Origin of the sequence: Streptomyces sp. NPDC059582, from assembly GCF_042735715.1 — a bacterium.
GTDB lineage: Bacteria > Actinomycetota > Actinomycetes > Streptomycetales > Streptomycetaceae > Streptomyces.
The window spans coordinates 321243-347263 of the sequence record NZ_JBHWCC010000001.1 but is presented as its reverse complement, the minus strand read 5'-3'; the positions used below and the strand labels follow the sequence as shown (position 1 = coordinate 347263).

27 protein-coding genes and 1 riboswitch are annotated in these 26021 nt (G+C 72.1%); of the genes, 12 read left to right on the top strand and 15 right to left on the bottom strand.

Annotated elements, in window-relative coordinates; translation table 11 throughout:
• The first annotated feature begins 4 nt into the window (after positions 1–4).
• Both ACFV0T_RS01525 and ACFV0T_RS01520 read left to right on the top strand, forming a co-directional pair.
• Positions 5–244, top strand: a complete 240-nt coding sequence (locus ACFV0T_RS01525) for a toxin-antitoxin system HicB family antitoxin (RefSeq protein ID WP_385773204.1) — start codon at positions 5–7, stop codon at positions 242–244.
• Positions 245–248: 4 nt separating this feature from the next.
• On the top strand, positions 249–623 hold the full coding sequence (locus tag ACFV0T_RS01520) for a fic family toxin-antitoxin system, toxin component (RefSeq protein WP_385773202.1): 375 nt from the start codon (positions 249–251) through the stop codon (positions 621–623).
• Here ACFV0T_RS01520 and ACFV0T_RS01515 read toward each other — a convergent pair.
• The 4 genes from ACFV0T_RS01515 to bioB all read right to left on the bottom strand — a co-directional run bounded on the left by ACFV0T_RS01515 (position 618) and on the right by bioB (position 4876).
• On the bottom strand, positions 618–1322 hold the full coding sequence (locus tag ACFV0T_RS01515; RefSeq protein WP_385773200.1) for a class I SAM-dependent methyltransferase: 705 nt from the start codon (positions 1320–1322) through the stop codon (positions 618–620). The genes ACFV0T_RS01520 and ACFV0T_RS01515 overlap by 6 nt on opposite strands.
• A gap of 318 nt (positions 1323–1640) precedes the next feature.
• Positions 1641–2357 (bottom strand): dethiobiotin synthase, encoded by a 717-nt coding sequence (gene bioD, locus ACFV0T_RS01510; RefSeq protein WP_385773198.1) that lies wholly within the window; start codon positions 2355–2357, stop codon positions 1641–1643.
• A 1-nt stretch (position 2358) separates the two neighbouring features.
• Positions 2359–3639 carry an adenosylmethionine--8-amino-7-oxononanoate transaminase gene (locus ACFV0T_RS01505; RefSeq protein ID WP_385773196.1) on the bottom strand — a complete coding sequence of 427 codons (1281 nt, stop codon included), beginning with the start codon at positions 3637–3639 and terminating at the stop codon, positions 2359–2361.
• Positions 3632–4876: a biotin synthase BioB gene (gene bioB, locus ACFV0T_RS01500; RefSeq protein WP_385773194.1), complete on the bottom strand. Its 1245-nt coding sequence runs from the start codon at positions 4874–4876 to the stop codon at positions 3632–3634. Before bioB ends, ACFV0T_RS01505 begins: the two co-directional genes overlap by 8 nt.
• 147 nt (positions 4877–5023) lie before the next feature.
• Here bioB and ACFV0T_RS01495 point away from each other — a divergent pair, with 147 nt between their 5' ends.
• Positions 5024–6151 carry an 8-amino-7-oxononanoate synthase gene (locus ACFV0T_RS01495; protein ID WP_385773192.1) on the top strand — a complete coding sequence of 376 codons (1128 nt, stop codon included), beginning with the start codon at positions 5024–5026 and terminating at the stop codon, positions 6149–6151.
• 302 nt (positions 6152–6453) lie between these two features.
• On the opposite strand, the gene ACFV0T_RS01490 is transcribed toward ACFV0T_RS01495, so the two are convergent.
• Both ACFV0T_RS01490 and ACFV0T_RS01485 read right to left on the bottom strand, forming a co-directional pair.
• Positions 6454–6678, bottom strand: coding sequence for a DUF397 domain-containing protein (locus ACFV0T_RS01490; protein WP_385773190.1), 225 nt, complete (start codon positions 6676–6678; stop codon positions 6454–6456).
• Positions 6679–6687: 9 nt separating this feature from the next.
• Positions 6688–7545 carry a helix-turn-helix domain-containing protein gene (locus tag ACFV0T_RS01485; RefSeq protein ID WP_385773188.1) on the bottom strand — a complete coding sequence of 286 codons (858 nt, stop codon included), beginning with the start codon at positions 7543–7545 and terminating at the stop codon, positions 6688–6690.
• A 209-nt stretch (positions 7546–7754) separates the two neighbouring features.
• On the opposite strand from ACFV0T_RS01485, the gene ACFV0T_RS01480 reads away from it, so the two are divergent.
• On the top strand, positions 7755–8213 hold the full coding sequence (locus ACFV0T_RS01480) for an ATP-binding protein (RefSeq protein WP_385773186.1): 459 nt from the start codon (positions 7755–7757) through the stop codon (positions 8211–8213).
• A gap of 74 nt (positions 8214–8287) precedes the next feature.
• On the opposite strand, the gene ACFV0T_RS01475 is transcribed toward ACFV0T_RS01480, so the two are convergent.
• The 3 genes from ACFV0T_RS01475 to ACFV0T_RS01465 all read right to left on the bottom strand — a co-directional run bounded on the left by ACFV0T_RS01475 (position 8288) and on the right by ACFV0T_RS01465 (position 10269).
• A complete protein-coding gene (locus ACFV0T_RS01475; RefSeq protein ID WP_385773184.1) occupies positions 8288–8761 on the bottom strand; it encodes a C40 family peptidase in 474 nt (157 codons plus the stop codon).
• Between the two features lie 3 nt (positions 8762–8764).
• Positions 8765–8979, bottom strand: a riboswitch (cyclic di-AMP (ydaO/yuaA leader).
• Positions 8980–9317: 338 nt separating this feature from the next.
• Positions 9318–9626: a hypothetical protein gene (locus ACFV0T_RS01470; RefSeq protein ID WP_385773182.1), complete on the bottom strand. Its 309-nt coding sequence runs from the start codon at positions 9624–9626 to the stop codon at positions 9318–9320.
• Positions 9627–9633: 7 nt separating this feature from the next.
• A complete protein-coding gene (locus ACFV0T_RS01465; RefSeq protein ID WP_385773180.1) occupies positions 9634–10269 on the bottom strand; it encodes an ATP-dependent Clp protease proteolytic subunit in 636 nt (211 codons plus the stop codon).
• A gap of 74 nt (positions 10270–10343) precedes the next feature.
• Here ACFV0T_RS01465 and ACFV0T_RS01460 point away from each other — a divergent pair, with 74 nt between their 5' ends.
• From ACFV0T_RS01460 to ACFV0T_RS01425, 8 genes are all read left to right on the top strand, one after another.
• Positions 10344–10622 carry a type II toxin-antitoxin system Phd/YefM family antitoxin gene (locus tag ACFV0T_RS01460; protein ID WP_385773178.1) on the top strand — a complete coding sequence of 93 codons (279 nt, stop codon included), beginning with the start codon at positions 10344–10346 and terminating at the stop codon, positions 10620–10622.
• A 911-nt stretch (positions 10623–11533) separates the two neighbouring features.
• A complete protein-coding gene (locus ACFV0T_RS01455) occupies positions 11534–11836 on the top strand; it encodes an urease subunit gamma (RefSeq protein ID WP_184599242.1) in 303 nt (100 codons plus the stop codon).
• 14 nt (positions 11837–11850) lie between these two features.
• A complete protein-coding gene (locus ACFV0T_RS01450; protein WP_385773176.1) occupies positions 11851–12162 on the top strand; it encodes an urease subunit beta in 312 nt (103 codons plus the stop codon).
• Positions 12155–13876 carry an urease subunit alpha gene (locus tag ACFV0T_RS01445; RefSeq protein ID WP_385773174.1) on the top strand — a complete coding sequence of 574 codons (1722 nt, stop codon included), beginning with the start codon at positions 12155–12157 and terminating at the stop codon, positions 13874–13876. The genes ACFV0T_RS01450 and ACFV0T_RS01445 overlap by 8 nt, the downstream gene beginning before the upstream one ends.
• Positions 13876–14550, top strand: coding sequence for an urease accessory protein UreF (locus ACFV0T_RS01440; RefSeq protein WP_385773172.1), 675 nt, complete (start codon positions 13876–13878; stop codon positions 14548–14550). Before ACFV0T_RS01445 ends, ACFV0T_RS01440 begins: the two co-directional genes overlap by 1 nt.
• Before the next feature lie 62 nt (positions 14551–14612).
• Positions 14613–15290: an urease accessory protein UreG gene (gene ureG / locus ACFV0T_RS01435; protein WP_385773170.1), complete on the top strand. Its 678-nt coding sequence runs from the start codon at positions 14613–14615 to the stop codon at positions 15288–15290.
• On the top strand, positions 15278–16045 hold the full coding sequence (locus tag ACFV0T_RS01430) for an urease accessory protein UreD (RefSeq protein WP_385773168.1): 768 nt from the start codon (positions 15278–15280) through the stop codon (positions 16043–16045). Before ureG ends, ACFV0T_RS01430 begins: the two co-directional genes overlap by 13 nt.
• 129 nt (positions 16046–16174) lie before the next feature.
• Complete coding sequence (locus tag ACFV0T_RS01425; protein WP_385773166.1) at positions 16175–17770, top strand: alpha/beta hydrolase; 1596 nt, start codon at positions 16175–16177, stop codon at positions 17768–17770.
• 54 nt (positions 17771–17824) lie between these two features.
• Here the strand turns inward: ACFV0T_RS01425 and ACFV0T_RS01420 are convergent, their stop codons facing one another.
• The 6 genes from ACFV0T_RS01420 to ddaH all read right to left on the bottom strand — a co-directional run bounded on the left by ACFV0T_RS01420 (position 17825) and on the right by ddaH (position 25925).
• Positions 17825–18856: an NAD-dependent epimerase/dehydratase family protein gene (locus tag ACFV0T_RS01420; RefSeq protein ID WP_385773164.1), complete on the bottom strand. Its 1032-nt coding sequence runs from the start codon at positions 18854–18856 to the stop codon at positions 17825–17827.
• Between the two features lie 116 nt (positions 18857–18972).
• Complete coding sequence (locus tag ACFV0T_RS01415; protein ID WP_385773162.1) at positions 18973–19686, bottom strand: lysophospholipid acyltransferase family protein; 714 nt, start codon at positions 19684–19686, stop codon at positions 18973–18975.
• Positions 19687–19853: 167 nt separating this feature from the next.
• Entirely contained in the window at positions 19854–21083 is a 1230-nt protein-coding gene (locus ACFV0T_RS01410) for a PP2C family protein-serine/threonine phosphatase (RefSeq protein WP_385773160.1), read from the bottom strand.
• An 80-nt stretch (positions 21084–21163) separates the two neighbouring features.
• Complete coding sequence (locus ACFV0T_RS01405) at positions 21164–23617, bottom strand: SpoIIE family protein phosphatase (protein WP_385773158.1); 2454 nt, start codon at positions 23615–23617, stop codon at positions 21164–21166.
• Positions 23618–23778: 161 nt separating this feature from the next.
• Positions 23779–25017: an ornithine--oxo-acid transaminase gene (rocD, locus tag ACFV0T_RS01400; protein WP_385773156.1), complete on the bottom strand. Its 1239-nt coding sequence runs from the start codon at positions 25015–25017 to the stop codon at positions 23779–23781.
• A complete protein-coding gene (ddaH, locus tag ACFV0T_RS01395; protein WP_385773154.1) occupies positions 25017–25925 on the bottom strand; it encodes a dimethylargininase in 909 nt (302 codons plus the stop codon). The genes rocD and ddaH overlap by 1 nt, the downstream gene beginning before the upstream one ends.
• Positions 25926–26021: the final 96 nt, after the last annotated feature.

Here is a 26021-nt window from a genome sequence, read left to right as displayed (position 1 = left end):
AGGTATGGCGAAGACCCAGCTGAACGTACGCGTCGACGAGGGCACCGCCCGCGCGGCCCGCGAACGCGCCCTGGCCCGTGGCATGAGCGTCAACCGCTACATCGAGGAACTCGTCCGACAGGACGCCGGGGAGGCGGGCCACACCTTCGTGGAGGCCGCCGCCGACTTCATGAAGCAGTACGAGGCCGTTTTCGCCGAGGAGTTCGGCACGGACGGCGAGAAGCCGCGCGAAGGCCGCGGCTGATCCGTTGAACAACGTGCGGATCGACCTGGCCTGGCTCCTCATGCTCGCCGAACAGAAGACACCGGGCGATCCCCAGGTCACCGACTGGGGAGCCCTCGTCGCCGCCGTCGCCCGCCACCAGGCCGACATATTCGACGTCCCGGTGTACGACACCCCGCACGCGCGGGGCGCGGCGCTGCTCCAAGTCCTCATCCACGTCCCGGCGTTGGAACGCTCCAACGCGCTGTTCGCCTCCGCGGTCGCCTACGGCTACCTCGTCGCCAGCGGCCTCAAGGTCGCCACGTCGCCCGAGCAGGTCCGCGACCTGGCCCGGCTGGTGAAGAGCGGCGAGGCCTCGGTCGACGACATCGCGCGCGAACTGCGGCAATGGAGCCTATGAGGCGCCCGGTTCGCCGAGTGTCGCGGGGCGCCACGCGGTGCCCAGCACGCAGGACGAGGTGGGCAGCCGGGGCCCCTTCTCCGGGATCGACAGGCGCCGGTAGGGGCCGAGTTCGAATCCAGCGGTACGCACCGCGGCGACCGGGTCCCGGGACAGGTGGCAGCCGCCGTTCAGGTGCGGCCACACGGTGCGGTCCAGCGCCTGCTGGGTGACGGCCATCGCCCGGCCTCCGGCCCGGCCGTGCTCGAAGAACCGCAGCTGCCCGCCGGGCCGCAGCACCCGCCGTGCCTCGACGAGGGCGCGCGACACCTCGCGCACGCTGCACAGCACCAGGCAGAGCACGACCGCGTCGAACGCCTCGCTCTTGACGGGGAGTGCCTCCGCCGCACCCGGGACGACGTCCACGGGGACCTCGCAGCGCAGCGCCGACTCCACCGCCGCCTGCCGCAGCAGACGCTCGGGCTCGATCGCGACGACCTCGGCGACCGTACGCGGATAGCGGGCGAAGTTCAGGCCGTTGCCGGCGCCGATCTCGATCACCCGCCCCGACAGTCCGGCGAGCAGCCGGTCGCGTACGGTGCCCATGCCGAACCTGGTCTCGGCGACGACGCTCAACCGGGCGTAGCGGCGGGCGAACAGCGGATGGTGGACGGCATCCCGAGCCACCTTGTCGGAGCGGACGACGGACCGTGCGGGCATGGCGACCTCCCGGACCGGACGGGACCTTACGGTGAGTGTCCCCCGTGAGGCCCCGCCGCACCCGCGCCCGGGGGCGCCCGCCCGTCCGGCCGCGCCGGTCTGCCCTCGAACGGCCTACCTCACGTGTCCCGTACCTGCGAACCCGGTCCCAGCAGCCGGTCCCCGGCGCCGGGTCCAGGAGCGAACCCGGAACCGGATCAGGGCCGAAGGCCGAAACCCACGCCCTCCGCTACGAAGCTCCCGCACCGCGTCCGCTACGAAGCCTCCCGGACCGCGTCCGCCAAGGAGCCGTCGAGCCGTCGTCCCGCGCCCCGCCCCCTACGGAGCCTCCCGCACCCCGAACTCCGTCGCGTCCCACGTCCCGTCCAGCCTCGGTGCCAGCCAACCCGGCGCGGCGGAGCGGAAGTCGGTGGGCGCGAGCGTGCCGGCGCCGGCGGGGAGCGCCCCGAGCAGGGGAGCTCCGGCCACGACCGGCAGATCCGCCACGTTGCACCGCGAGGCGAGGTCGGGCGAGTCCGGCCAGCTGCCGATCACCACACCCAGCAACTCGATCCCCCGGGAACGCAGTTCACATGCCGTCAGCTCGGTGGTGTTGAGCGTGCCCAGGCCCGCCGAGGCCACCACCAGCACCGGCGCCCGCAGCAGGCGGGCCGCGTCGGCCAACGTCCCGCCGTCCGGGTCGAACCGCACGAGCAGCCCGCCCGCGCCCTCGACCAGCACCAGGTCGTGTTCCGTGGCCAGCTTCTGCGCCGCGTCGGCCACGTCGTGCGGACGCACCGGCGCCCGCCCGGCCCGCCGTGCCGCCGTGCCCGGCGCCAACGGTTCGGGATACCGGGCGAGTTCGGTCGCCGTCACCGCACCGGCCAGCCGCGCCACCTCGTCGGCGTCGCCCGGCTCGTCCGGCCGTACCCCCGTCTGCGCGGCCTTCAGCACGGCCACCGAGCGGCCGGCCGCGACCGCGGCGGCGGCGACCGCCGCGGTCGTCACGGTCTTGCCGACCTCCGTGCCCGTGCCCGTGATCACCAGTACCGGCATGTCATCCCTCCCGTGCCGCGGCGCACACCGCGCGTGCGATCCGTGCGACGTCCGCGTCGTCCGTGACGTACGGCGGCATCGTGTACACCAGGTCGCGGAAGGGCCGCAGCCACACGCCCTCGCGCACCGCGGCCCGGGTGGCCGCCGCCATGTCCACCGCGTGGTCGAGCTGGACGACCCCGATGGCACCCAGGACCCGGACCTCCTTCACCCCCGGCAGCGCGGAGGCCGGCTCCAGTCCCTCCCGCAGTCCCGTCTCGATCCGCTTGACCTGCGCCCGCCAGTCCTGGCCGAGGAGCAGGTCGATCGAGGCGCAGGCCACGGCCGCCGCCAGCGGGTTGCCCATGAACGTGGGGCCGTGCGCGAGCACCGGCACCTCGCCGCGGGAGATGCCCTCGGCCACCCGCGAGGTGCACAGCGTCGCCGCCATGGTCAGATAGCCGCCGGTGAGCGCCTTGCCCACGCACATCACGTCCGGGGTCACCGCCGCGTGCTCCGCTGCGAACAGTGCGCCCGTACGGCCGAATCCGGTCGCGATCTCGTCGAACACCAGCAGCACGTCGTGCGCGTCGCAGGCCTCGCGCAGCACCCGCAGATACGCGGGGGAGTGGAAGCGCATCCCGCCGGCGCCCTGTACGACCGGCTCGACGACCACCGCGGCGAGTTCTCCCGCGTACGCCTCGATCGCGGCGCGCAGCTGGTCGGCGTACGACTCGTCGTACCCCGTCGGCGGTGGGTCCGCGAACACCTGGCGTGGCAGCACCCCGGTCCACAGCTCGTGCATCCCGCCGTCGGGGTCGCACACGGACATCGGCTGCCAGGTGTCGCCGTGGTAGCCGCCGCGCCAGGTCAGCAGCCGGTGTTTCTCGGGGCGGCCCAGCGAACGCCAGTACTGGAGGCACATCTTGACCGCGACCTCGACCGACACCGAACCGGAGTCGGCGAGGAAGACATGTTCCAGACCGGCCGGGGTGATGTCGACGAGGAGCTTCGCCAGCCGTACGGCGGGCTCGTGGGTGAGTCCGCCGAACATCACGTGACTCATGCGCGACAGCTGCTCGTGCGCGGCCGCGTTGAGCACCGGGTGGTTGTAGCCGTGGATGGCGGACCACCAGGACGACATGCCGTCGACCAGTTCGCCCGAGCCGTCCGCCAGGGTCAGCCGCACCCCGCTCGCCGACTCCACGACGAGCGGCTCCGTACGGCCCGGCATCGGGCCGTACGGATGCCACACGTGCCGCCGGTCGAGGTCGAGCAGTTCCGGCACGCTCAGGTCAGGCATTGGGCGCGAGATCCGTACCGGTGCCGCGGCGGCGTACCGCGACGAGGTCCGGGCGCGGCTCGTTGACCGGTGCGGGGACGGTGGAACCGAAACCGCCGTCGGCCTGTGCGGAGCCGGCGGAACCGCAACCGCCCTCGCCTTGTCCGGATCCGGCGGACCCGCAGCCGGCCGCGCCCTGTGCCGAGCCGGCGGGACCGCAGACGCCGGCCCCCTCGTGCCCGTGGCAGCCGCCCGCCCGGTGCTCGGGCAGCGTCACCTGGTCGGCGCCCTCCACCTCGAAGCCGGCGTCCGCGATCATGTCCAGGTCGGCCTTGCCCGCCTGGCCCTCGCTGGTGAGGTAGTCCCCGAGGAAGATCGAGTTGGCCAGGTGCAGGGCGAGCGGCTGCATCGAACGCAGATGGACCTCGCGGCCGCCCGCGATGCGCACCTCGACGTCCGGGCAGACGAACCGCACCATCGCCAGGATCCGCAGACAGCGCTGCGGGGTGAGGTTCCACTCCTTGGCCAGCGGTGTGCCCTCGAACGGGATCAGGAAGTTCACCGGAACGGAGTCGGGGTCGAGCTCGCGCAGCGAGAAGACCACGTCGACCAGGTCCTCGTCGCTCTCGCCCATACCGGCGATCAGCCCCGAGCAGGCAGACAGGCCCGCCGCGTGCGCCTTCTGCACGGTGTCGACACGGTCGGCGTACGTGTGCGTGGTCGTGATGTCCGCGTACGTCCCCTCGGACGTGTTGAGGTTGTGGTTGTACGCGTCCGCGCCCGCCGCGCGCAGCCGCTCCGCCTGGCCGTCGGAGAGCAGGCCGAGGCAGGCGCACACCTCGACGCCCTCGTTCTGGTCCTTGATCGCCTTGATGGTGTCGGTGACGCGGTCCACGTCCCGGTCGGTCGGGCCGCGGCCGCTGGCCACCAGACAGACCCGCTTGGCACCCCCGGCCAGACCGGCGGCCGCGGCCTGGGACGCCTCGTCCGGCTTGATCCAGGTGTACTTGAGGATCTCGGCCTTCGAGCCGAGCCGCTGGGAGCAGTAGGAACAGTCCTCGGGGCACAGTCCGGACTTCAAGTTGACGAGGTAGTTGAGCTTCACCCGTCGGCCGAACCACTGCCGGCGCACCTTGCCGGCCGCGGCCACCACATCGAGCAGATCGTCGTCGGCGGTGGCCAGTACGGCGAGTGCTTCCTCGCGGCTCGGCAGCTCGCGCCGCAGCCCCTTGTCCACCAGCGTGTTCAGCAGGTCCATGAGAGCCGATCCTGTCGTAAGGACGTGCTTCGGGCCAAGGAGAGTTCGTACAACAGAGGCACTTCGTGGTGTGTGGATTGCCACATCCTGGCCCGCTGATCATCCCGCTAGTGTCTGTCCACTGCCTACAAAATCCCCGGAGGACCCATGGCGTTCGGCTGGATCGACGAGCAGGCGGAACTCCGCCGTCGCGCCGGGCTCGTACGGACCCTGCGCCCGCGCCCCGCCGACGCGCCCCTCCTCGACCTCGCGAGCAACGACTACCTGGGCCTGGCCCACCATCCCGAGGTCGCCGAGGGCGCCGCGCGGGCGGCCCGGACCTGGGGCGGCGGCGCCACCGGGTCCCGGCTCGTCACCGGCACCACCGAACTGCACACCGAGCTCGAACGGGAACTCGCCGCGTTCTGCGGCTTCGAGGCCGCGCTCGTCTTCTCCTCCGGCTACGCGGCCAACCTCGCGGCGGTCACCGCGCTGGCCCCGCACGGCTCGCTGATCGTCTCCGACGCGGGCAACCACGCCTCGCTGATCGACGGCTGCCGACTGGCCCGCGGCACCGCGCAGGTCGTCGCGCACGCCGAACCGGACGCCGTCCGCAAGGCGCTCCAGTCGCACGACGGGCCCGCCGTCGCCGTCTCCGACACGGTCTTCTCGGTCGACGGCGACGCCGCCCCGCTGGCCGCGCTCGCCCTGGCCTGCCGTGAGCACGGCGCCGGGCTGGTCGTCGACGACGCGCACGGGCTCGGTGTGCTGGGCGACGGCGGCCGCGGAGCGCCGTACGCGGTGGGACTCGCGGGCGCGGACGACGTCGTCGTGACGGTCACCCTGTCCAAGTCGCTGGGCAGCCAGGGCGGAGCGGTGCTCGGGCCCGCCCGGGTGATCGACCATCTGGTCAACACGGCCCGGACGTTCATCTTCGACACGGGCCTCGCCCCCGCGGCGGCCGGCGCCGCCCTGTCGGCCCTGCGGCTGCTGCGTCGCGAGCCGGAGCGGGCGGCCCGCGCCCGCGCGGTGGCCGGCGACCTGCACGCCCGCCTGACCGCCATGGGCCTGGAGGCGGTGCGTCCGGACGCCGCGGTCGTCTCCGTACGGGCTCCGTCCCCGGAAGCGGCCCTGCGCTGGGCGGCCGACTGCCGGACGGCGGGTGTCGTGGTCGGGTGCTTCCGGCCGCCGTCCGTGCCCGACGGGATCTCACGGCTGAGGCTGACCGCCCGCGCGGACCTCACCGAGGACCGGATCGCCCGCGCGGTACGGGTGATCGGCGAGACACGACCATGAGTCGGCGTGACAGGGCCGTGTGTCGCACGATTCGTCATCTATCGGCTGAATCGGCTGAATCGACTGATCGACTGAATCGCCTGATCGGCCGATTGGCCTAGTGGCGCATTGACCTTGACCTGTTGCCCGATCGGCGTTACTCGACGCTGAGGTACGCCGTCGGGTGCTGATGGCCTGGCGAGGGAAGCTGATTGGCGCTGATCAGAGTGGATCAGTACAGAGCTGATCAGAATGGATCAGGGTGGGTCGGAACAGATCGGACCGGACGGGACTGGACGGGACCGGACGGGACCGGACCGGAGTCAGTGGAACGTGGCCGTGAATCCCGCCCAGCTCTCGGGGGAGAAGAGCAGCGCGGGTCCGGCCGGATCCTTGGAGTCGCGCACGGCGAGCAGCCCGGCCCACGGCCCTGAGGCCGGCCGGGCCGTCTCGACGCAGTTGTTCGCTCCCGTGCTGTAGCTGCTGCGCAGCCATTGCGCGTCGTGCAGATGAGTAGCGGAAGGTACGTTCCGAGGCAGTGCGGTCATGGTGCCTCCTTACGCGCCGTCACCTATCCCGGCGATGAAATCCAACGAGTCCTCGGGCGAAAGGGCGTGGATCTGAAGGGTGTTGAAGGCCTCCGAGTAGGCCTGGAGGTCTTCTTTCCGTTCGAGGTAGAGGCTACTCGTCATGTGGTCGAGAACAACCACATCCAGATCAGAAGTGCTCGGAAATGACAAGATAACGAAAGGTCCGGTGATGCCAATGTGTGCCCCCGCGCGGAACGGCAGCACCTGGAGCCGCACTTGGGGCAGGCGTCCCGCCTCCACCAGTCGCCGCAGCTGCCGCGCCATCACGTCGGGGCCACCGACCTCCCGGCGCAGCACCGCCTCGTCCAGGACCGCGGTCAACTCCAGCGGCGGATCCGCGCGCAGCACGTGCTGCCTGGCCAGCCGCACCTCCACGAGCGCGTCGAGCCGTTCCTCCTCCAGCCCCTCCACGGCCGCCCGGGTCACCGCGTGGGCGTACTCGGGCGTCTGCAACAGCCCCGGGACCACCGACGTCTCCAGCGTGCGCATCGCGCTCGCCTGTGACTCCAGACTGATGAAATCCCGGTAGGTGGGCGGCAGCACGCCACGGTACGCGTGCCACCAGTGGTCCCGGCTGCCGTCGTGGGAACCCGCCAGTACCAGCAGCAACTCCCGATGTTCGGCCTCGGCGACACCGTAGGCGTCCAGGAGTAACCGCACATCGGCCGGTTTCACCCCGCTGGCGCCGGTCTCGATCCGGCTCACCTTCGACTGGTGCCAGCCCACCAGCCGGGCCGCCTCACCACTGGTGAGCCCCGTGCGGGCGCGCAGCGCGCGCAGTTCGGCGCCCAGTTTCCGACGGCGCACCGCGGGACCGTACTGCATGGGAAACTCCTTACGCCTTCCGGGCCGCCCAAATACGGTCTGCCGTCGCAGAGTTCACCGCTTCGAGCGACAGATATATGCATATCTTGGTGGATCGCCACCGTGACCGGCTCGCTAATGGCAGTCTGACGGAGAAGCACCAGTCCGGGACCGTACTCGAATCCGCTCCTTGTCGGACTGCGGTCCCGCGGGAAAGGGACGACGTCGCCATGGCAGACCATCTGGAAGCATCCATCACTCTGCCGAGCGATCCCGGCTCGGTCTCCACCGCCCGCACCTTCGTGGCGAGCGTGCTCGGGGAGTGGGGCCTGCCGGCGGACGTGGAAATGGCCGACACCGTCCGACTGATCGTCTCCGAACTCGCCACCAACGCCGTTCAGCACACTTTCGGGCAGTCGCCCACCTTCACGGTGGACCTCGCCCTCGACCGCGACGAGCGGTTGCGCATCGGCGTCACCGACAGCCACCCGCGCTTCCCCAAACGACTCCCGGCCGCCGTCCAGCAGGACAACGGCCGGGGCATGGTGATCATCCGCTGGCTCACCGCGGAGTGCGGCGGCAGGCTGCGCGTCCGCCCCACCCGTGAAGGGGGCAAGACGGTCTTCATCGAGCTCCCGTGGACCGTGCCGGCCGAGCCGGTGCCGGCCGTGGCGCAGCAGGAGCCTTGAGGCCCCAGCCGCGCCCCCGGGAGAGACCCGGTGCGGTGGCGGCGCGTCAGGACGCCGCCACCGCACCGGGTGGATCAGCTGACCCTGCCGTACCAGACGCTCTTGGTCCAGATCTTCTGCAACCGCACCACATCCCCCGTCTTCGGGGCGTGCCAGAGCTTTCCCTTCCCGGCGTAGATGCCGACGTGGTACACGCTGGAGCCGGAGTGGAAGAACACGAGGTCCCCGGCCTTGCGGTTCTTGGCCGAGACGTGGTGGGTCTTGTTGTACTGCTGGGCCGCCGTACGCGGCAGCTTCTTGCCCGCCTTCTTGAACGAGTAGAGCGTGAGCCCGGAGCAGTCGAACCTACGCGGTCCGATGGCCCCGTACTTGTACGGGGCGCCCTTCTTCGATGCCGCGATCTGCAGAGCCTTCGTCGCGGGTGTGGCCGCCGCCGCCTCGGAGGCGAAGCCCGGAGCCACGATCGAGCCGCCCACGGCGGCGATGGTGAGCGCCGAGGCCGTACCGGCCCGGGCCATCAGCGACGGGACACGATTGAGCGCAGTCATGCGCAACCCTTCGTCAGCCGCCTGTGAAGGATGACCTGTCGGATTCGGGCTGGCGAAGTTGCCCGGCCGCGTTGCCGCGGCTTCACCCCAAGGGCTGCTCGGTCCGGTCATGGCTTGACCGTGCCGGCGAACCCGTCGTGCTCGGGTCCTCCATTCCTGCCGATGCACTCCTGTCGACCGGTCATCCGGGTGGCGGCAGGACTCGGCGTCCGCCCGGACCGCCCCGCCGCTGTGGCGGGGGCTTGTCGTCAGACAGGGATCTTCACTCACAGGTGTCCGAAAATCCCAACGGAACCGGGGATTTGTGTTGTTACTCACCACTCACCCGTTCGGGTGGACACCCTTCTGTTCGATCCGCCGTCCAGGGGATCGACGAGCCCCGGACCAGCGGCGGAGCATCTCATCACGCCCTGGAGCTACGCGCGTTGCGCAACCGCGAAGGCCCCGAAAAAGGACGTAAGGATACGCCGACAGGGGGTACACCATTTGGTTCGTTTGAACCCCGTCGCGGACGCCCCGCGCACGAGGCGGAATGACCGGACCGACGGTGAATGCGTCAACTGTCGGAGGGCGACGGCACCGTGACGCGCGCCGTGCGCCGCTCCCCGTCCAGGACGCGCAGCGCCCGCGCGAGCGTGGGCGCGTGCAGCTCGGCCTCGCCCCGCTGATGCATCAGGGCCAACGCATCACGCAGCGCAGTCGCCTTCGCCACCAGCGCCTGGGCGGCGCGCAGTCCGCGATACGTGTCCCCGTGGTGTGCCGGGTTGATGCGGCCGAGCAGATCGACCACCTCCAGATAACGGTCGATCAACTCGCCCTCGGCCCGGGTCAGGGCCGGAAGCGGCGGCAGTTCCGGTGGCAGCATCCGTGGCTCACCTCCCGCCGGGCGTGGTCCGTGCGACGCCACGGCCGTCGACGATGCGGTCCACCAAGCCGTACTCCAGCGCGTCGGGCGCGTCCAGGACCCGGTCCCGCTCGATATCTTGCGCCACCTGCCGAGGACCGCGCCCCGTGTGCCGTGCGAGCAGTTCCTCCAGCACGACCCTGGTGCGCGCCAGCTCCGTCGCCTGGACGTCGAGGTCGCTCACCTGCCCCCCGGCCGGCTCGGGCAGCCCCGGCTGGCGGAGCACCACGCGCGCGCCCGACAGCGCGTACCGCCGGCCCGGCGTGCCCGCCGCCAGCAGGACCGCGGCGGACGATCCGGCCTGGCCCATGCAGAACGTCTCCACGTCACAGCTGACGTGGCGCATCGTGTCGTAGATCGCGGTCATCGCGCTGAACGAGCCGCCGGGGGAGTTGATGTACAGCGAGATCGCCCGGTCCGGCTCCTGGTGCTCGAAGTGCATGAACTGCGCGATCACGTCGTTGGCCGAGGTGTCGTCGATCGGCGTGCCGAGCAGGACGATCCGTCCCTCCAGCAGCTTCGCGTAGGGATCCAGCGTCCGGTTCCCGAAGCTCGTGCGTTCGGTGAACTCGGGCAGGACGTGGCGGGCCGACGGTCGGGTCATGGAGGACCCCCTCCTCGCGACGGATTCGTCTCTGTAAAAAATGTACAGGACGTACGTGACGTTATGATGGGGGTATGGCCTACGAGATTCCGGTGACGCAAGCCAGGGCTGAACTCGCCGACCTGATCAACCGGGTGGTGTACGGCGGTGAGCGCGTCGTCGTGACCCGCCACGGCAAGCCCCTTGTCGCCCTCGTCTCGGCCGCCGACCTGGAACGACTCGACGAGCTCGACCCGCCCGAGGAGGAGCAGGCGATCAGCTCGGTATCCGCGGTCCGCGAGGGCGCGTCAGCTCCCCGTGAACGTCAGCGCTTCGGGATCGCCGCGGAGCACGGGGGGACCGGGCCCTCCTGACGGGCCGGCGGACGGCCGGTCGGACGGCGGGGACGAGATCCCGCTCCGCGACGGACTCGCCGCTCTTCGCGCGGTCCTGAGCGCGCGCCGACGAGCACCGCGGCCAGAGCCGGCGTCACCCACCAGGTCCGTGCCAGGGCGTGCCCCGCCGCCGAGGCGCCCTCGAAGCAGACACCCGAGCGCGACGGCGTCGCACCCGCACCCGGCGGCGGCCGCCGGCCGAGTGCCGACCGGCTCGGGCGGCAGTCGCGGCGCCGAGGCGGCACCGGAGTACGGGTCCCGAGCAGCATGAGCACAGGCGCCGCGATGCCGACACAGGCGGTGCCGACGAAGTCGGCGAGCCCCGCGACAGCCGGCGCCGCCAGGCCCCCCCGCGAACGACCCGCGCGGCGCGGCCCGGAGCGCTGGCGCACTGCCCCTGGTGCCGGGCGGGGACGGGTACGACGTCCACCGTCCTCGGCTGGGCGCCGTCGGCGGACGCCCGCCGGGCCACCGCCTGCTGGAGCAGCTGGGCGGCCGACGGACTCGCCGTCGACGGCCCGGGCAGTTCGGGGGCCGTCGACGGTGACCATGACCGCGCCGTAGCCCGACCGGCCCGCCACGGCCCGCCACGCGCGGCCTCGTCGGCGTAGCGGTGGATCTCGAACGCGCCGTCCCGCTCGCTCAGGCGCCGCTCGCCCCCGCCGGCGCGGCGGCCGGGCCGGCCACGCCGAGCGGCAGGCCGTGGGGCAGGCCCTGGGGCAGGCCCTGGGACGCGGTGCGTCGTCCGGATCGAAATTCTGATCACAGCTCGGTTAACTTGCTCGAAACTCACTCCAACTAGCCTGCCGATCCACGCCACCAGGGAGTTTCCCCCAGGGGCAGCGGCAGCCGGGCCCCGCACGGTCCGGGCGAGGACTGTGAGGTGGGACGTGCAACTGACCCCGCACGAGCAAGAGAGGCTGCTGATCCATGTGGCGGCCGACGTCGCCGAGAAGCGCCGGGCCCGCGGCCTCAGGCTGAACCACCCCGAGGCCGTCGCCCTCATCACCTCGCACCTCCTCGAAGGCGCGCGTGACGGCCGTACCGTCGCGGAACTCATGTCCTCCGGACGCAAGCTGCTCACCCGCGACGACGTCATGGAGGGCATCCCCGAGATGATCCACGACGTCCAGGTCGAGGCGACCTTCCCGGACGGCACCAAGCTCGTCACCGTCCACGACCCGATCGTCTGACGGCGGAGGCCGCCATGATTCCCGGAGAGATCCTCTTCACGGACGACCCGATCGTCTACAACGAGGGCCGCGAGGTCACCCGGCTGACCGTCCTCAACGCCGCGGACCGGCCCGTCCAGGTCGGCTCCCACTACCACTTCGCCGAGGCCAATCCCGGACTGGACTTCGATCGTGGTGCCGCGCGCGGCAAACGGCTGAACGTCGCCGCCGGCACCGCCGTGCGCTTCGAGCCCGGGATCCCCGTCGACGTGGAACTCGTACCGCTCGCCGGCGCCCGTGTCGTGCCCGGTCTGCGCGGGGAGACCGGAGGTGCCCTCGATGCCTGAGATCTCACGCGCCGCGTACGCCGACCTGTTCGGCCCGACGACGGGTGACCGCATCCGGCTCGCCGACACCGACTTGCTGATCGAGATCGAGGAGGACCGCTCCGGCGGCCCCGGACTGGCCGGCGACGAGGCCGTGTTCGGCGGTGGCAAGGTCATCCGTGAATCCATGGGCCAGGCACGCGCCACCCGCGCGGACGGCACGCCGGACACCGTCGTCACGGGTGCGGTGATCGTCGACCACTGGGGGATCGTCAAGGCCGACGTCGGCATCCGGGACGGGCGGATCACCGGCGTCGGCAAGGCGGGCAACCCGGACACCATGGACGGCGTGCACCCGGATCTCGTCATCGGTCCGGAGACCGAGGTGATCGCGGGCAACGGACGGATCCTCACCGCGGGCGCCGTCGACGCGCACGTCCACTTCATCTGTCCGCAGATCGCCGACGAGGCGCTGTCCGCGGGCATCACCACACTGGTCGGCGGCGGCACCGGGCCGGCCGAGGGCTCCAAGGCGACCACCGTGACGCCCGGACCCTGGCACCTGGCCCGGATGCTGGAGGCGATGGAGCAGTACCCGCTCAACATCGGCTTCCTCGGCAAGGGCAACACCGTCTCGCACGAGGCGATGCTGTCCCAGATCCGCGGCGGGGCGCTGGGGCTGAAGCTGCACGAGGACTGGGGCTCCACCCCGGCCGTCATCGACGCCTCGCTGACCGTCGCCGAACGCACCGGCATCCAGGTCGCGATCCACACGGACACCCTGAACGAGGCGGGTTTCGTGGGCGACACGCTCGCCGCGATCGCCGGGCGCGGGATCCACGCGTACCACACCGAGGGCGCGGGGGGCGGGCACGCGCCGGACATCATGACCGTGGTGTCCGAGCCGCACGTGCTGCCGAGCTCGACGAACCCGACCCGGCCGTTCACCGTCAACACCGCCGAGGAACACCTCGACATGCTGATGGTGTGCCACCACCTCAACCCGGCGGTGCCGGAGGACCTGGCGTTCGCCGAGTCCCGGATCCGGCCGTCGACCATCGGCGCGGAGGACATCCTCCACGACCTCGGCGCGATCTCGATCATCTCCTCCGACTCCCAGGCCATGGGCCGCGTCGGCGAGGTCGTGCTGCGGACCTGGCAGACGGCCCATGTCATGAAGCGACGGCGGGGCGCGCTCCCCGGGGACGGGCGGGCGGACAACCGCCGGGTACGTCGCTATGTCGCCAAATACACGATCAACCCGGCGCTCGCCCAGGGACTCGCCCACGAGATCGGTTCCGTGGAGAGCGGCAAACTCGCCGACCTGGTGCTGTGGGAACCGGCGTTTTTCGGCGTCAAGCCGCACCTCGTCATCAAGGGCGGCCAGATCGCGTACGCGCAGATGGGCGACGCGAATGCCTCGATCCCGACCCCGCAGCCGATCCTGCCGCGCCCCATGTACGGGGCGATCGGGCGGGCGCCCGCGGCCAACTCGGTCAACTTCGTGGCACCGCTCGCCGTCGAGGACGGGCTGCCGGAACGGCTCCAGTTGGGGAAGCGGTTCGTGGCGATCGAGTCCACGCGGGCGGTGACCAAGGCGGACATGCGTGAGAACGACGCGCGGCCGCGGGTCCGGGTCGATCCCGACAGCTTCGCCGTGTACATCGACGGGGAACTGGTCGAGGCGACACCGGCCGCCGAACTGCCCATGGCTCAAAGGTACTTCCTCTTCTGATGTCCACAGGAGCACTGCTGGTCCTGGCCGACGGCCGCTTCCCCGCCGGAGGGCACGCGCACTCCGGCGGGGCCGAGGCGGCCGTCAGGGCCGGGCGGATCACGGGAGCGGCGAGTCTGGAGGACTTCGCCCGGGGGAGGCTGCACACCGCCGGACTGGTGGCGGCGGGCCTGGCCGCCGCGGCCGCGCTCGGAGTGGATCCGGTCGAGCTGGACGCGGCGGCGGACGCCCGCACGCCGTCCCCCGCGCTGCGGGTCGCGGCGCGCAAGCTGGGCCGGCAGCTGATGCGGGCCGCCCGTTCGGCCTGGCCGTCCGCCGAACTCGACGCCCTGGCGCGGGAGTTCCCCAAGGGGGCGCACCAGCCGGTGGTGCTGGGACTCGTGGCGCGGGCGGCCGGGCTCGCGGCCGTCGACGCCGCGTACTGCGCGGCGTACGAGAGTGTCGGCGGGCCGGCCACAGCGACGGTACGGCTGCTGAGTCTCGACCCGTTCGACGCCACCGCGGTGCTGGCCCGGCTGGCGCCGGAGCTGGACCGGGTGGCCGACCGGGCCGTCGAGGCGGCCCGGCGGGTGCTCGACGACGGGGTCGAGGCATTGCCCGCGGCTTCGGCGCCGCTGCTGGAGATCAGCGCCGAGGCGCACGCCGCCTGGCCGGTCCGGCTGTTCGCGTCGTAGGAAGAACCCCGCGCAGGCGCCGTAGGAAAAGGTATTCCGGAACGAGGATCAGGAGGGCACCCATGCATCTCGACCACTCCCATGGCGGCCCGTCCGCCGTCAGCGCCGACGCGCGTCGGCCGGACGGCCGCCGCCGGGCCCTGCGGATCGGTCTCGGCGGGCCGGTCGGGTCCGGCAAGACCGCCACCGTCGCGGCACTGTGCCGTGTCCTGCGCGAGGAACTGTCCCTCGCGGTCGTCACCAATGACATCTACACCCGCGAGGACGCCGAGTTCCTGCTGCGTGAGGCCGTGCTGCCGCCCGAGCGGATCACCGCAGTGGAGACGGGGGCGTGTCCGCACACGGCGATCCGGGACGACATCTCCGCGAACCTGGAAGCGGTGGAGGATCTGGAGGACGAGGTGGGGCCGCTGGACCTGATCCTGGTCGAGTCCGGCGGGGACAACCTCACCGCCACCTTCTCCCGGGGGCTCGTCGACGCCCAGATCTTCGTGATCGACGTCGCCGGCGGGGACGACATCCCGCGCAAGGGCGGTCCGGGCGTGACCACCGCCGACCTGCTGGTCGTCAACAAGACCGACCTCGCGCCGTACGTGGGCTCCGACCTCGCGCGGATGGCCGCCGACGCCAAGGCGCAGCGAGCCGAACTGCCCGTCGTCTTCCAGTCGTTGCGCGGCGAGGACGGGGTGCGGGACGTCGCAGGCTGGGTGCGGGAGCAGCTCACCGCGTGGACGGCGTGACCGGGAGCGGGGTCCGGGCCACCGCCAGGATCGTCGCGCGCGACGACGGCCGCGGCGGCACCTCCCTGCCCGTGCTGGACAGCGACGGACCCCTCGCACTGCGGCGGACCCGGGGGAGCGGCGGCGAGGCGCGCGTCATGCTCGTCGGCGCGATGAGCGGGCCGCTGGGCGGCGACCGGTTCGCCGTGCACGCCGAGGTGGAGAGCGGGGCCCGGCTGCGCGTCGGGTCGGCCGCCGCCACCATCGCGCTGCCGGGGCAGGCCAAGGGCCACGCCCGGTACGACGTACGGCTCGACGTGGCCGACGGCGGCGAACTCCACTGGCTGCCCGAGCAGTTGATCTCGGCGGCCGGCAGTGAGCTGTATGTGACCACCCGGGTCGCTCTGGCCGGTTCCGCTCGGCTCGTGCTGCGCGAGGAGCAGGTGCTCGGACGGGTCGGTGAGGAACCCGGGAGGCTCACCAGCCGTCTTGCCGTGCGGGTCGACGGGCGGACCCTGCTCGACCAGGAACTCGCCTGCGGGCCGGGCGCGCCGGGCGGCTGGGACGGTCCCGCCGTGCTGGCCGGACATCGAGCCGTGGGCCAACTCGTCGTCGTGCGCCCTGATTTCGCGACCGAACCGGTGGCGGCCCGGATGCTGGGCGAAGGGGCGGCCGTCGTCCCGCTCGCCGGGCCGGGCGCGTTGGTGACCGCGGTCGCCGCGGACGCGCTGCGGCTGCGCCGGATACTGGACGAGGCACTCGCGACCTTTGGCTGATACCGGTCAGCGGGACACACTTCTCCGGTTATCGGATTGGCAAAGAAGGTCAACAAACCCTGTTCTCCGGGTCCTCATAGCGGCAAGGATCCCTTTACCTTTCGACACCAGGTACGGGGAGGGGCCCACTTGAGGGACAACAGACCGAGGAAGCGGACAGCCGCGCTCGGATCGGCCGGAGCGCTCGTCGCCGCGACCCTGATAGCCGGCGCCTTCGCGGCGCCCACGGCGAGCGCGGAGAACCGCCACCCGCAGGACCGTGAGGCGCGCGGCGCCGCGATCGCCGCGGCCAGGGCCGCGAAGGCGGGCATCGACTGGCAGGACTGTCCTGCGGACTGGGGCCTGGAGAAGCCGATCCAGTGCGGCTACGTGACGGTTCCGCTCAACTACGCCAAGCCCGACGGCAAGAAGATCAAGCTCGCCGTCGACCGCATCGGCAACACCGGGACGAAGAAGGAGCGTCAGGGCGCGCTCATCTACAACCCGGGCGGACCCGGCGGCTCGGGACTCCGGTTCCCGCGCCGCGTCACCACCAAGAGCGCCCTGTGGCTCAACACGGCCAAGGCGTACGACTTCGTGGGCTTCGACCCGCGTGGCGTCGGCCACTCCGCGCCCATCTCCTGCATCGACCCGCAGGAGTTCGTCAAGGCGCCCAAGGCTGACCCGGTGCCCGACACCGCGGCGGACAAGACCGCCCAGCGCAAGCTCGCCGCCGAGTACGCGGACGGCTGCCACGAGCGCAGCGGCGCGATGCTGCCGTACATGACCACGCCGAACACCGCCCGCGACCTGGACGTCATCCGGGCCGCGCTCGGCGAGAAGAAGCTCAACTACCTGGGCGTCTCCTACGGCACCTACCTCGGCGCCGTCTACGGCACGCTGTTCCCGGGCCACATCCGACGCATGATCGTCGACAGCGTCGTCAACCCGGCCCGCGAGAACATCTGGTACCAGGCCAACCTGGAGCAGGACATCGCCTTCGAGGGCCGCTGGAAGGACTGGGAGGACTGGGTCGCCGCCAACGACACCACCTTCCACCTCGGCACCACCCGCGCGGCGGTCCAGGCGAAGTGGCTGGCCGTGCGCGCCGCCGCGAAGAAGAACCCCCTCGGCGGGGTCGTGGGCCCGGCCGAGCTGATCTCCTTCTTCCAGAGCGCCCCGTACTACGACTCCTCGTGGGTGCCGGTCGCCACCGTGTTCAGCCAGTACGTCGCCGGTGACACCCAGGCGCTCGTCGACGCCGCCGCCCCCGACCTGTCCGACACCGCGGGCAACATCGCCTCGGAGAACGGCAACGCCGTCTACACGGCCGTCGAGTGCGCCGACGCCCAGTGGCCCACCAGCTGGAAGAAGTGGGACCGCGACAACACGCGGCTGCACAAGGACTACCCGTTCATGACGTGGGCCAACGCGTGGATGAACCTGCCTTGTGCCACCTGGCCCGCCAAGCAGCAGACCCCGGTGAACGTGAAGACCGGCAAGGGTCTGCCGCCGGTGCTGATCGTGCAGTCCCAGCGTGACGCGGCCACGCCGTACGTGGGCGCAGTCGAACTGCACAAGCGGTTCAAGGGCTCCCGTCTGATCACCGAGAAGGCCGCCGGCTCGCACGGTGTGACCGGCCTGGTCAACCCCTGCATCAACAGCAGGGTCGACACCTACCTGCTCACCGGCAAGGTGGACACCGCGGACGTGACCTGCGCGCCGCACGCCACACCGAAGCCGTAGGCGAGGGTCGTACGACGGTGAGGGGCGACGGGGAACACACCCGCCGCCCCTCGCTCACGTGCGCGCCGCCAGCCAGGCGTCCTCCGCCGCGTAGTCGAACAACTCGGGGTAATGCTCCGCGAGTCCGGTGAACGCCTCCCGCCAGTTCCGCCCGGCCAGCCGTCGTTCCAGCCACTCCACGGTCTCCGGCAGACTCTCCCCGTACGTCACCGCCGGCCGGTAGTCCAGCTCCCGCCGGGCGGCCGTCATGTCGCACACCACCGGCAGCGCCGCCGACCACGGTGTCCTGCCCACCGACGGGGACGGCGCGGGCCCGTCCACCTGGACCGTCTCCGTCTCCACCCCCATCACGGCGTCGATCGCCGCACCGATCCCGGCGACCGTCGGCGGCTCGGGATCACAGGCGTTGAGCACCCGGGACCCCGGCCGCGCCGCCGCCAGCCGCACCAGCTCGGCGATGTTGCGGGCGGCGGCCACATGGAAGAGGCTCTCGCCGCGGAAGGCGAGCACGCGCCGGCGCCGCCCGTCGAGGTTGCGCTTGACGAAGTACAGCTCACGCGGGAGGGGACTGTGCGGCCCGTGGATCGCTCCCGCCCGCAGCAACGTGACCGGCAACCTCTCCCCGGCCGCTAGGAGTTCGGCTTCCAGCGCCGCCTTGCCCGAGGCGTACGTGGCCTCGCCGGGCGGCACGGTCGGCTGGGTCTCCGGGATGGGCACCGGGTAGGCGGGGAAGACGCCCGTCTCGCGCAGGGTGTCGAAGCCGCCGCCGTGACCGTCCTCGTAGACCTCCACACTGGAGATCACCACCGCCGAGCCGACCAGGTCCGCGCGGGAGGTCAACTGGCGGGCGTGCCGGGCCCGGTAGGCGACGACGTCGACCACCAGGTCGCAGCCGTCGCCGAGCACCGCGGCCAGCGCCTCGTCGTCCTCCCGGTCGAGCCGGACCGCATCGACCTCCTCGGGCCACGTGTCGTCGCGGCCGCCCCCGCGCGAGGCGGCCGTCACCGCCCAGCCGTCCCGGACCAGGGCGTCCACCGTCGGACGCCCGATCTGTCCCGTCGCTCCGATCACCACAGCTCGTCTCATGGGGCGACGGTAGGGCTCGCGGCGCCCGCCGTTCCAGGAGATCGGCTCACGGCAGAGGGCTCGCGGCGCCCGCCGTTCCAGGAGATCGGCTCCCAGCGGACGCCCCGCGGACCGGCTCAGCTCAGCGGCATCCGCCGGAACCTGCGCTCCCGTTCGGCCAGTTCGGCCTTGGCCACGGCCGCGTACTTGTCGACGTACTCCTGTTCGGACAGCGACAGGATCGCGTACATGAGCTCGTCGGTGACCGCGCGCAGGACGGCCTTCTCGTTCTCCATGCCTGCATAGCGCGAGAAGTCGAGGGGCTCGCCGAAGCGGATCGCCACCGGGCGGATACGTGGCACGACCCGGCCCGGCGGTTGCGCCTCGAAGGTGCCGATCATCGCGCAGGGGATGATCGGCACCCCGGCCCTGAGGGCCATCACCGCCACGCCGACCTTGCCCTTGTAGAGCCGCCCGTCGTGCGAGCGGGTGCCCTCCGGATAGATACCCAGCAGCTCGCCCTTGCGCAGCACACCGAGCCCCTCGCGGATCGCGGCCTGCCCCGCGTCCTTGCCGGACCGGTCGACCGGGATCTGTCCCGCGCTGCGGAAGAACGCCGCGATCAACCGGCCCTTGACGCCCGGCCCGGTGAAGTACTCGGCCTTCGCGAGGAAGGTGATGCGCCGCTTGATGATCGCGGGCATCAGGAAGTGGTCCGCGAACGAGAGATGGTTGCCCGCGACGATGGCGGCGCCCGACGCCGGTACGTGCTCCAGTCCCTCGATCCGGGGTCGGAAGAGCACTCTCAGCAGCGGTCCCAGCACCACGTACTTGAGCAGGTAGTAGAACAAGGGAGCGCTCCTCCATCCGGCGGTTCGCAACGACCGCCGCGTTCCAGCAGGTCAACCGGGACGTCGTGGGGTGCAGTGTAGGTGCAGGCGCCGTCGCGGGGAACCGTTCGCGGCCCGGTCGGTGCGGCCTGCTGACGGTCCGTCACCGAGGCACCCCGGCCTCCGGGTCACAATCGCACGACGACCAGCGCGGTGTCGTCGGTCGCGCCCCCGGGCGGCAGCAGCTCCAGCAGGACGGCGTCCGCCAGGCGCTCCGGGGCCTGGGCGCGGTGGCGGCACATGGACTCCGCCAGTCGGGCCAGGCCGATGTCTATGTCCTCGCGGCGGCGCTCGACCAGACCGTCGGTGTACAGGGCCAGCGTGGCGCCCTCGGTGTACGTGGTGCCGGCCTGCGGCCGGGCGAGGGGCTGTGGAGCGGCGTCGAGCGGCGGGTCGGTCGCCCGGTCCAGGAACTCCACCCGGCCGTCCGCGTGCACCAGGACGGGCGGGGGATGCCCGGCGCTGCTGTAGGTGATCGTGCGGTGCTCGAAGTCGATGAACGTCGTGACCGCCGTGGCCGACTCGGCGCCGTCGACGACATGGGCGTAGCGGCCCAGGACGTTCAGCGCCTGGGCGGGGCCCTCCGCGACCCGGGAGGCCGCGCTGAGCGCGCTGCGCAGCTGGCCCATGACCCCGGCGGCCGCCAGCCCGTGGCCCACGACGTCCCCGACCGAGACACCGATGCGGTTGCCGCCCACCAGGTCGACCAGGTCGTACCAGTCGCCGCACACGTTCAGCGCGCCGACCGCGGGCCGGTAGCGCACGGCGGCCCGGTGGTCGCCGACCTGTCCGCGGGCCGGCAGCATCGCCTCCTGGAGCGCGAGCGCCACCTCGCGCTCACGCGCGTGGGCCCGGCGCAGCCGCTCGTTGAGGTCCTGGAGTTCACGGGCCCGCGTGTACAGCTCGGCCTCCAGCACCCGGGTCCGGGTGCCGTCGGGGCCGCCGCGGGCCCGGATCAGTTCGGTGACCTCCTCGACGCGGTGCACCAGCAGCACGACCTTCCCGTCCGCGTCGAACACCGGCGCGTTGACCGGGCTCCAGTAGCGCTCCCGCCACTGCCCGGGCCGGTCGGGGTCGGCCACGTCGTAGCGTTGCAGGGCCATGGCGTCCCGCTCGCCCGTGGCGAGCACCCGGCAGAGCGAGGCCCCCAGATTGCGCACGCCCGTCGCGGCGGGGTCGTTCGGGTTGTCGGGGAAGACCTCGAAGACGTGCCGGCCGATGACCTGGTCGCGGCTGCGCCCGGCCACCCGCAGGAACTCCTCGTTGGCGTCCGCGTACACCAGGTCGGGCGTCAGCAGCGCGACCATGCCGGGCAGGGACTGGAACACGCTCGCGTACTCGATCGCCGTGTCGTTCATGGCGTACGACCCATCTGACGGTATGTGCGCCAGTTTCGCACGAGGTGGGACGCGTGGGACGCCGTTCGCCGAACAGATGGTCACATCGGAGGTACAGTCAGCGACTGCTCGGCCCAGATGATCTTCCCGTCCGGGACGAAGCGCGTTCCCCACCGCTGGGCGACCTGGGAGACCAGCATCAGCCCGCGCCCGCCCTCGTCCGTGGTGCGGGGATGGCGCAGATGCGGCGCCGTGGCACCGCCGTCGAAGACCTCGCAGACCAGGGCTCGTTCCCGGATCAGTCGCAGCCGGATCGGGCCGGTCGCGTACCGGATGGCGTTGGTGACCAGTTCGCTGACGACGAGTTCCGTGGTGAACGTCAGGGCGTCGAGCCCCCACCGCGACAGCTGACGGTTCACCGCCCGGCGGGCGTCGCAGACCACCGCCGGGTCGGCGGGCAGCTCCCAGTCCGCGACCTGATCGGCGTCCAGCCGCCGGGTGCGGGCCATGAGCAGGGCGACGTCGTCGCGCGGGCGGGTCGGGGCGAGCACCTCCACCACGGTCCGGCAGCACACGTCCAGCGAGTCCGTCGGCCGCTCCAGGGCCGCACGCAGCCGTTCGTGCACAGCGTCGACGTCCCACTCCGGCTCACGGCCGGCCAGCAGCCCGTCGGTGTGCAGCGCGAGCGTGCTGCCCTCGGCCAGCGACAGCTCGACCGACTCGAACGGCGGACCGCCCACGCCCAGCGGCGGCCCCTGGGGAAGGTCCACGAACGTGACGGTCCCGTCCGGCTGGATCACGGCGGGCGCGGGCTGGCCCGCGCCCGCCATCACACACCGCCCGTCGACCGGGTCGTAGACGACGTACAGACAGCCGGAGCCCAGGGTCCGGCTCCGGCAATCCTCGTCGCCCTCCTCGGGGCACTCCTCGCGGTCCGTCAGCGCGGCCAGGTCGTCCAGGTGCGCGAGCACCTCCTCGGGCGGCAGATCCAGCGCGGCCAGGGTCCGTACGGCGGTCCGCAGCCGGCCCATGGCCGCGGCGGCGTGGATCCCGTGCCCGGGCACCTCGCCCACCACGAGGGCCACGCGCGCGCCGGACAGCGTGATGAGGTCGTACCAGTCCCCGCCGAGCCCCGTCAGCTCGTCGGCGGGCCGGTAGCAGGCGGCCGCGTCCACCGCGTCCTGCTCGGGCAGCCGGTGCGGCAGCAGGTCGCGCTGGAGGACCAGCGCCGCCCCGCGTTCGCGGGTGTAGCGGCGGGCGTTGTCGACGCACACGGCCGCCCGCGAGACGATGTCCTCGGCCAGCACCAGGTCGTCCTGGTCGAACGGCTCCTGGAGGTGGCGCCGGAAGAACGTGGTGACGCCCAGGGTGACGCCCCGCGCGCGCAGCGGCACGATCAGCACGCTGTGCGGCCCCGGCTCCAGGAAGGCGGCGTCCGGGCCGCCCGGTGGGTCCGCCGCCCACTGCCCGGCCGGCGGGTCGCCGCGCTCCTCGCGCCACGACGTGCCCGTGGACAGACAGCGCACCTGCGGCGAGCCGGGCGCGTAGGAGGCGGTCCGGCCGACGCCGACGACGGGCCCGGACGCGTCGAGCACCGACTGCCGGGCGGCCCGGCGCAGCTGGAGCGGATCCACGTCGTCCAGCGGACCGGGGGCGAGCTCGGCGCCCCGCAGCACCGGCTCCAGCAGGTCCACGGTGACGTGGTCGGCGAACCCCGGCACCACCACGTCGGCCAGCTCCTGCGCGGTGCGCATGATGTCCAGGCTGCGGCCGATGCGTTCGCCGGCCCGGTCGAGCAGCGCCAGGCGCCGGCGCGCGCGGTGCCGCTCGGTGATGTCCACGACCGTGTAGTACACGCCCACCGGATGGCCGTGCTCGTCGTCGAGCCTGGTGAACGACAGCATGTGCGCGGTCTCCCGGTGCGGCGAGGACCGCACGTGGCCCACGTGCTCGTAGCCGGTCACCGTCTCGCCGGTCGCCAGCACGTGCCGCATCCGGGCCTCGACGGGCCCGGCGTCCAGGCCCGGCTGGACGTCCGCCATCTTGAGCCCCAGCCGCTGCTGCGGCGACCCGCCGCCGAAACGCGCCAGAGCCTCGTTCGACCAGACGAAGCGCAGGTCCCGGTCCACGATCGCGATGCCGATCGGCGACCGCTCGACCAGCTGTTCCAGCGTGGCGCGGTTCATGTCCCAGCCGGGGGACCCGGAGAGGTCCGACAGCAGCACCAGCAGCCGGTCCGGGCCCAAGCTCTCCCCGACCGGGGTGATCCGGGCCATGACCCGCACCGGCCGCCCGTCCCGGCGCCGGGCCGTCAGCAGTCCTGCCCAGCCGCCGCCCAGGGACCGCTCGACCAGCTCCGGCACCCGCACCGCGTCCCGAGGGGCCAGCAGGTCCGCCAGGCACCGGCCCACCGCCTCGGCGGCCGGGTACTCCAGCAGGCGCCGCGCATCGTCGGTCCAGCTCGTCACCACACCGCCCCCGTCGAGCAGCAGGGGTGCGGCGTCGGCGACGTCGAAGCGCCGGCGAGCGACGTCGTGGTCCTCGTATGCGCCCACGGCCGACCTCTCTGTCGTTGGCAGTGGTCCACCACCTCGTGACTCAGTCTTCACCCTTCACCTACCGGGCGGCGCCCGCACCACCGCGGGGGCGGACGGCGCACCGCCCGTCCGGGCCGAAGCGGCCCGGACGGGCGGGAGGGTCGCGCGGCGGACCGGCGTCAGACCGCGCGGGTGAGCACCTTGCCCAGGCTCGCGAGCGCCCCTTCCAGCTCCTCGCCGGTGATGGTCAGCGGTGGCGCCAGCCGGATCGTGGAGCCGTGGGTGTCCTTGACCAGGACGCCCTCGCGCATCAGGCGCTCGCTGATCTCGCGGCCGGTGCCGATGGCGGGGTCCACGTCGACGCCCGCCCACAGCCCGCGGGCACGGAAGCCGACCACACCCCGGCCGACCAGCCCGGTCAGACCGTCCCGCAGGACCGTGCCCAGCTCGGCGGCCCGGCGCTGGAACTCGCCCGACTCCAGCAGCTCGACGACGGCCGTGCCGACCGCCGCGGCGAGCGGGTTGCCGCCGAACGTCGAACCGTGCTCGCCCGGCCGCAGCACGCCCAGCACCTCCCGGCGGCCCACCACCGCCGACACCGGCACGATGCCGCCGCCCAGCGCCTTGCCCAGCAGCAGGACGTCCGGGACGACCCCCTCGTGCTCGACGGCGAGGGTGCGGCCGGTGCGGCCCAGGCCCGACTGGATCTCGTCCGCGACGAACAGACAGTTCCGGCGCCGGGTCAGCGCACTGACCCCGGCCAGATAGCCGTCGTCCGGGACGACCACGCCCGCCTCGCCCTGGATCGGTTCGAGCAGCACGGCGGCCGTCGTCTCGTCGACCGCCGCCTCCAGCGCCGCTAGGTCGTTGTAGGGCACCACCCGGAAGCCGGGGGTGAAGGGGCCGAAGCCGGCCCGGGCGGTCTCGTCCGTGGAGAAGCCGACGACGGTCGTGGTACGGCCGTGGAAGTTGTCCGCCGCGACCACGATCGTGGCCTGGTCGGCGGGTACGCCCTTCACCTCGTACGCCCACTTGCGGGCCACCTTGATGCCGCTCTCGACCGCCTCCGCGCCCGTGTTCATCGGCAGCACCATGTCCAGGCCGGTCAGTGCCGCCAGCCGCTCGGCGAACTCGGCGAGCCGGTCGTTGTGGAAGGCGCGCGAGGTGAGGGTGAGCCGGTCGAGCTGGCGGTGGGCCGCCTCGACCAGCGCCGGATGGCGGTGGCCGAAGTTGAGCGCCGAGTAGCCGGCCAGCATGTCGAGATAGCGGCGGCCCTCGACGTCCTCCACCCAGGTGCCCTCGGCACGGGCCACGACCACGGGCAGCGGGTGGTAGTTGTGCGCGAGGACGGGCTCCTCCGCGCGGATCAGGTCGGCGGAGGTGCGGCTCTCCTGGAGCGTACGGGCGGGTGCGGTCATCAGCGGATCTCCTGGGTGCAGCACTTGATGCCACCGCCGGCCTTGTGGAACTCGGACAGGTCGACGGGGACGGGGACGTAGCCGTGGGCGTCGAGCCGGGCGGCCAGCGTTTCGGCCTGCGGCGCGATGAAGACGTGACGGCCGTCGGACACCGAGTTCAGCCCCCAGGCCAGCGCGTCCTCGCGGGTCGCCAGGACCGCGTCCGGGAACAGCCGCGCGAGCACCTCACGGCTGCCGGGCGAGAACGCCTCCGGGTAGTAGACGATGTTCTCTGCGGTCGCAGAGGTCGCAGAGGTCGCAGAGGTCGCAGAGGTCGCAGAGGTCGCAGAGGTCGCAGAGGTCGCAGAGGTCGCGGCGGCGTCGTCGGAGGAGGTGCCGAGGACGAACAGCGCCGTGTCCAGGTGGTAGAAGTACGGGTCCACCAGCGTCAGGCTGATCACCGGGTGCCCGAAGAACTCCTGCACCTCGCGGTGTGCCTCCCGGGTCGTACGGAATCCGGTGCCGGCCAGCAGGTACCGGCCCGTCCAGACCAGGTCGCCCTCGCCCTCGCAGACGGACTCGGGCCGGTGGACGTCGAATCCCGCCGTCTTGAACCACATGTCGTAGTGGAGGGACTCGGGGCGCCGCTCGGGCGCGTGGAAGAGGGAGCCGAAGACACGGCCGCCGACGACGACCGCCGAGTTCGCGGCGAAGACCATGTCCGGGAGGCCGGCGACCGGCTCCACCGAGTCGACGGTGTGGCCGTGGGCCCGGTAGGCGCTGATCAGCGCCTGCCACTGCTCCTGGGCCAGGTCGACGTCGACACGGGTGTCGGGATGCATCCAGGGATTGATGGCGTACTGCACGGCGAAGTGTCTGGGTTCGCAGACGAGAAAGCGCCGGGAGCGCGGCACACGGCTGTCGGGCACAGAGGGTTTCCTCCGCTTCCTAACGGTGTGGAGTGAGGGTTGACACCAAGGTAGGAAGTGACCGAACCGTACGACAAGCAACGAAACCTGCGTGTT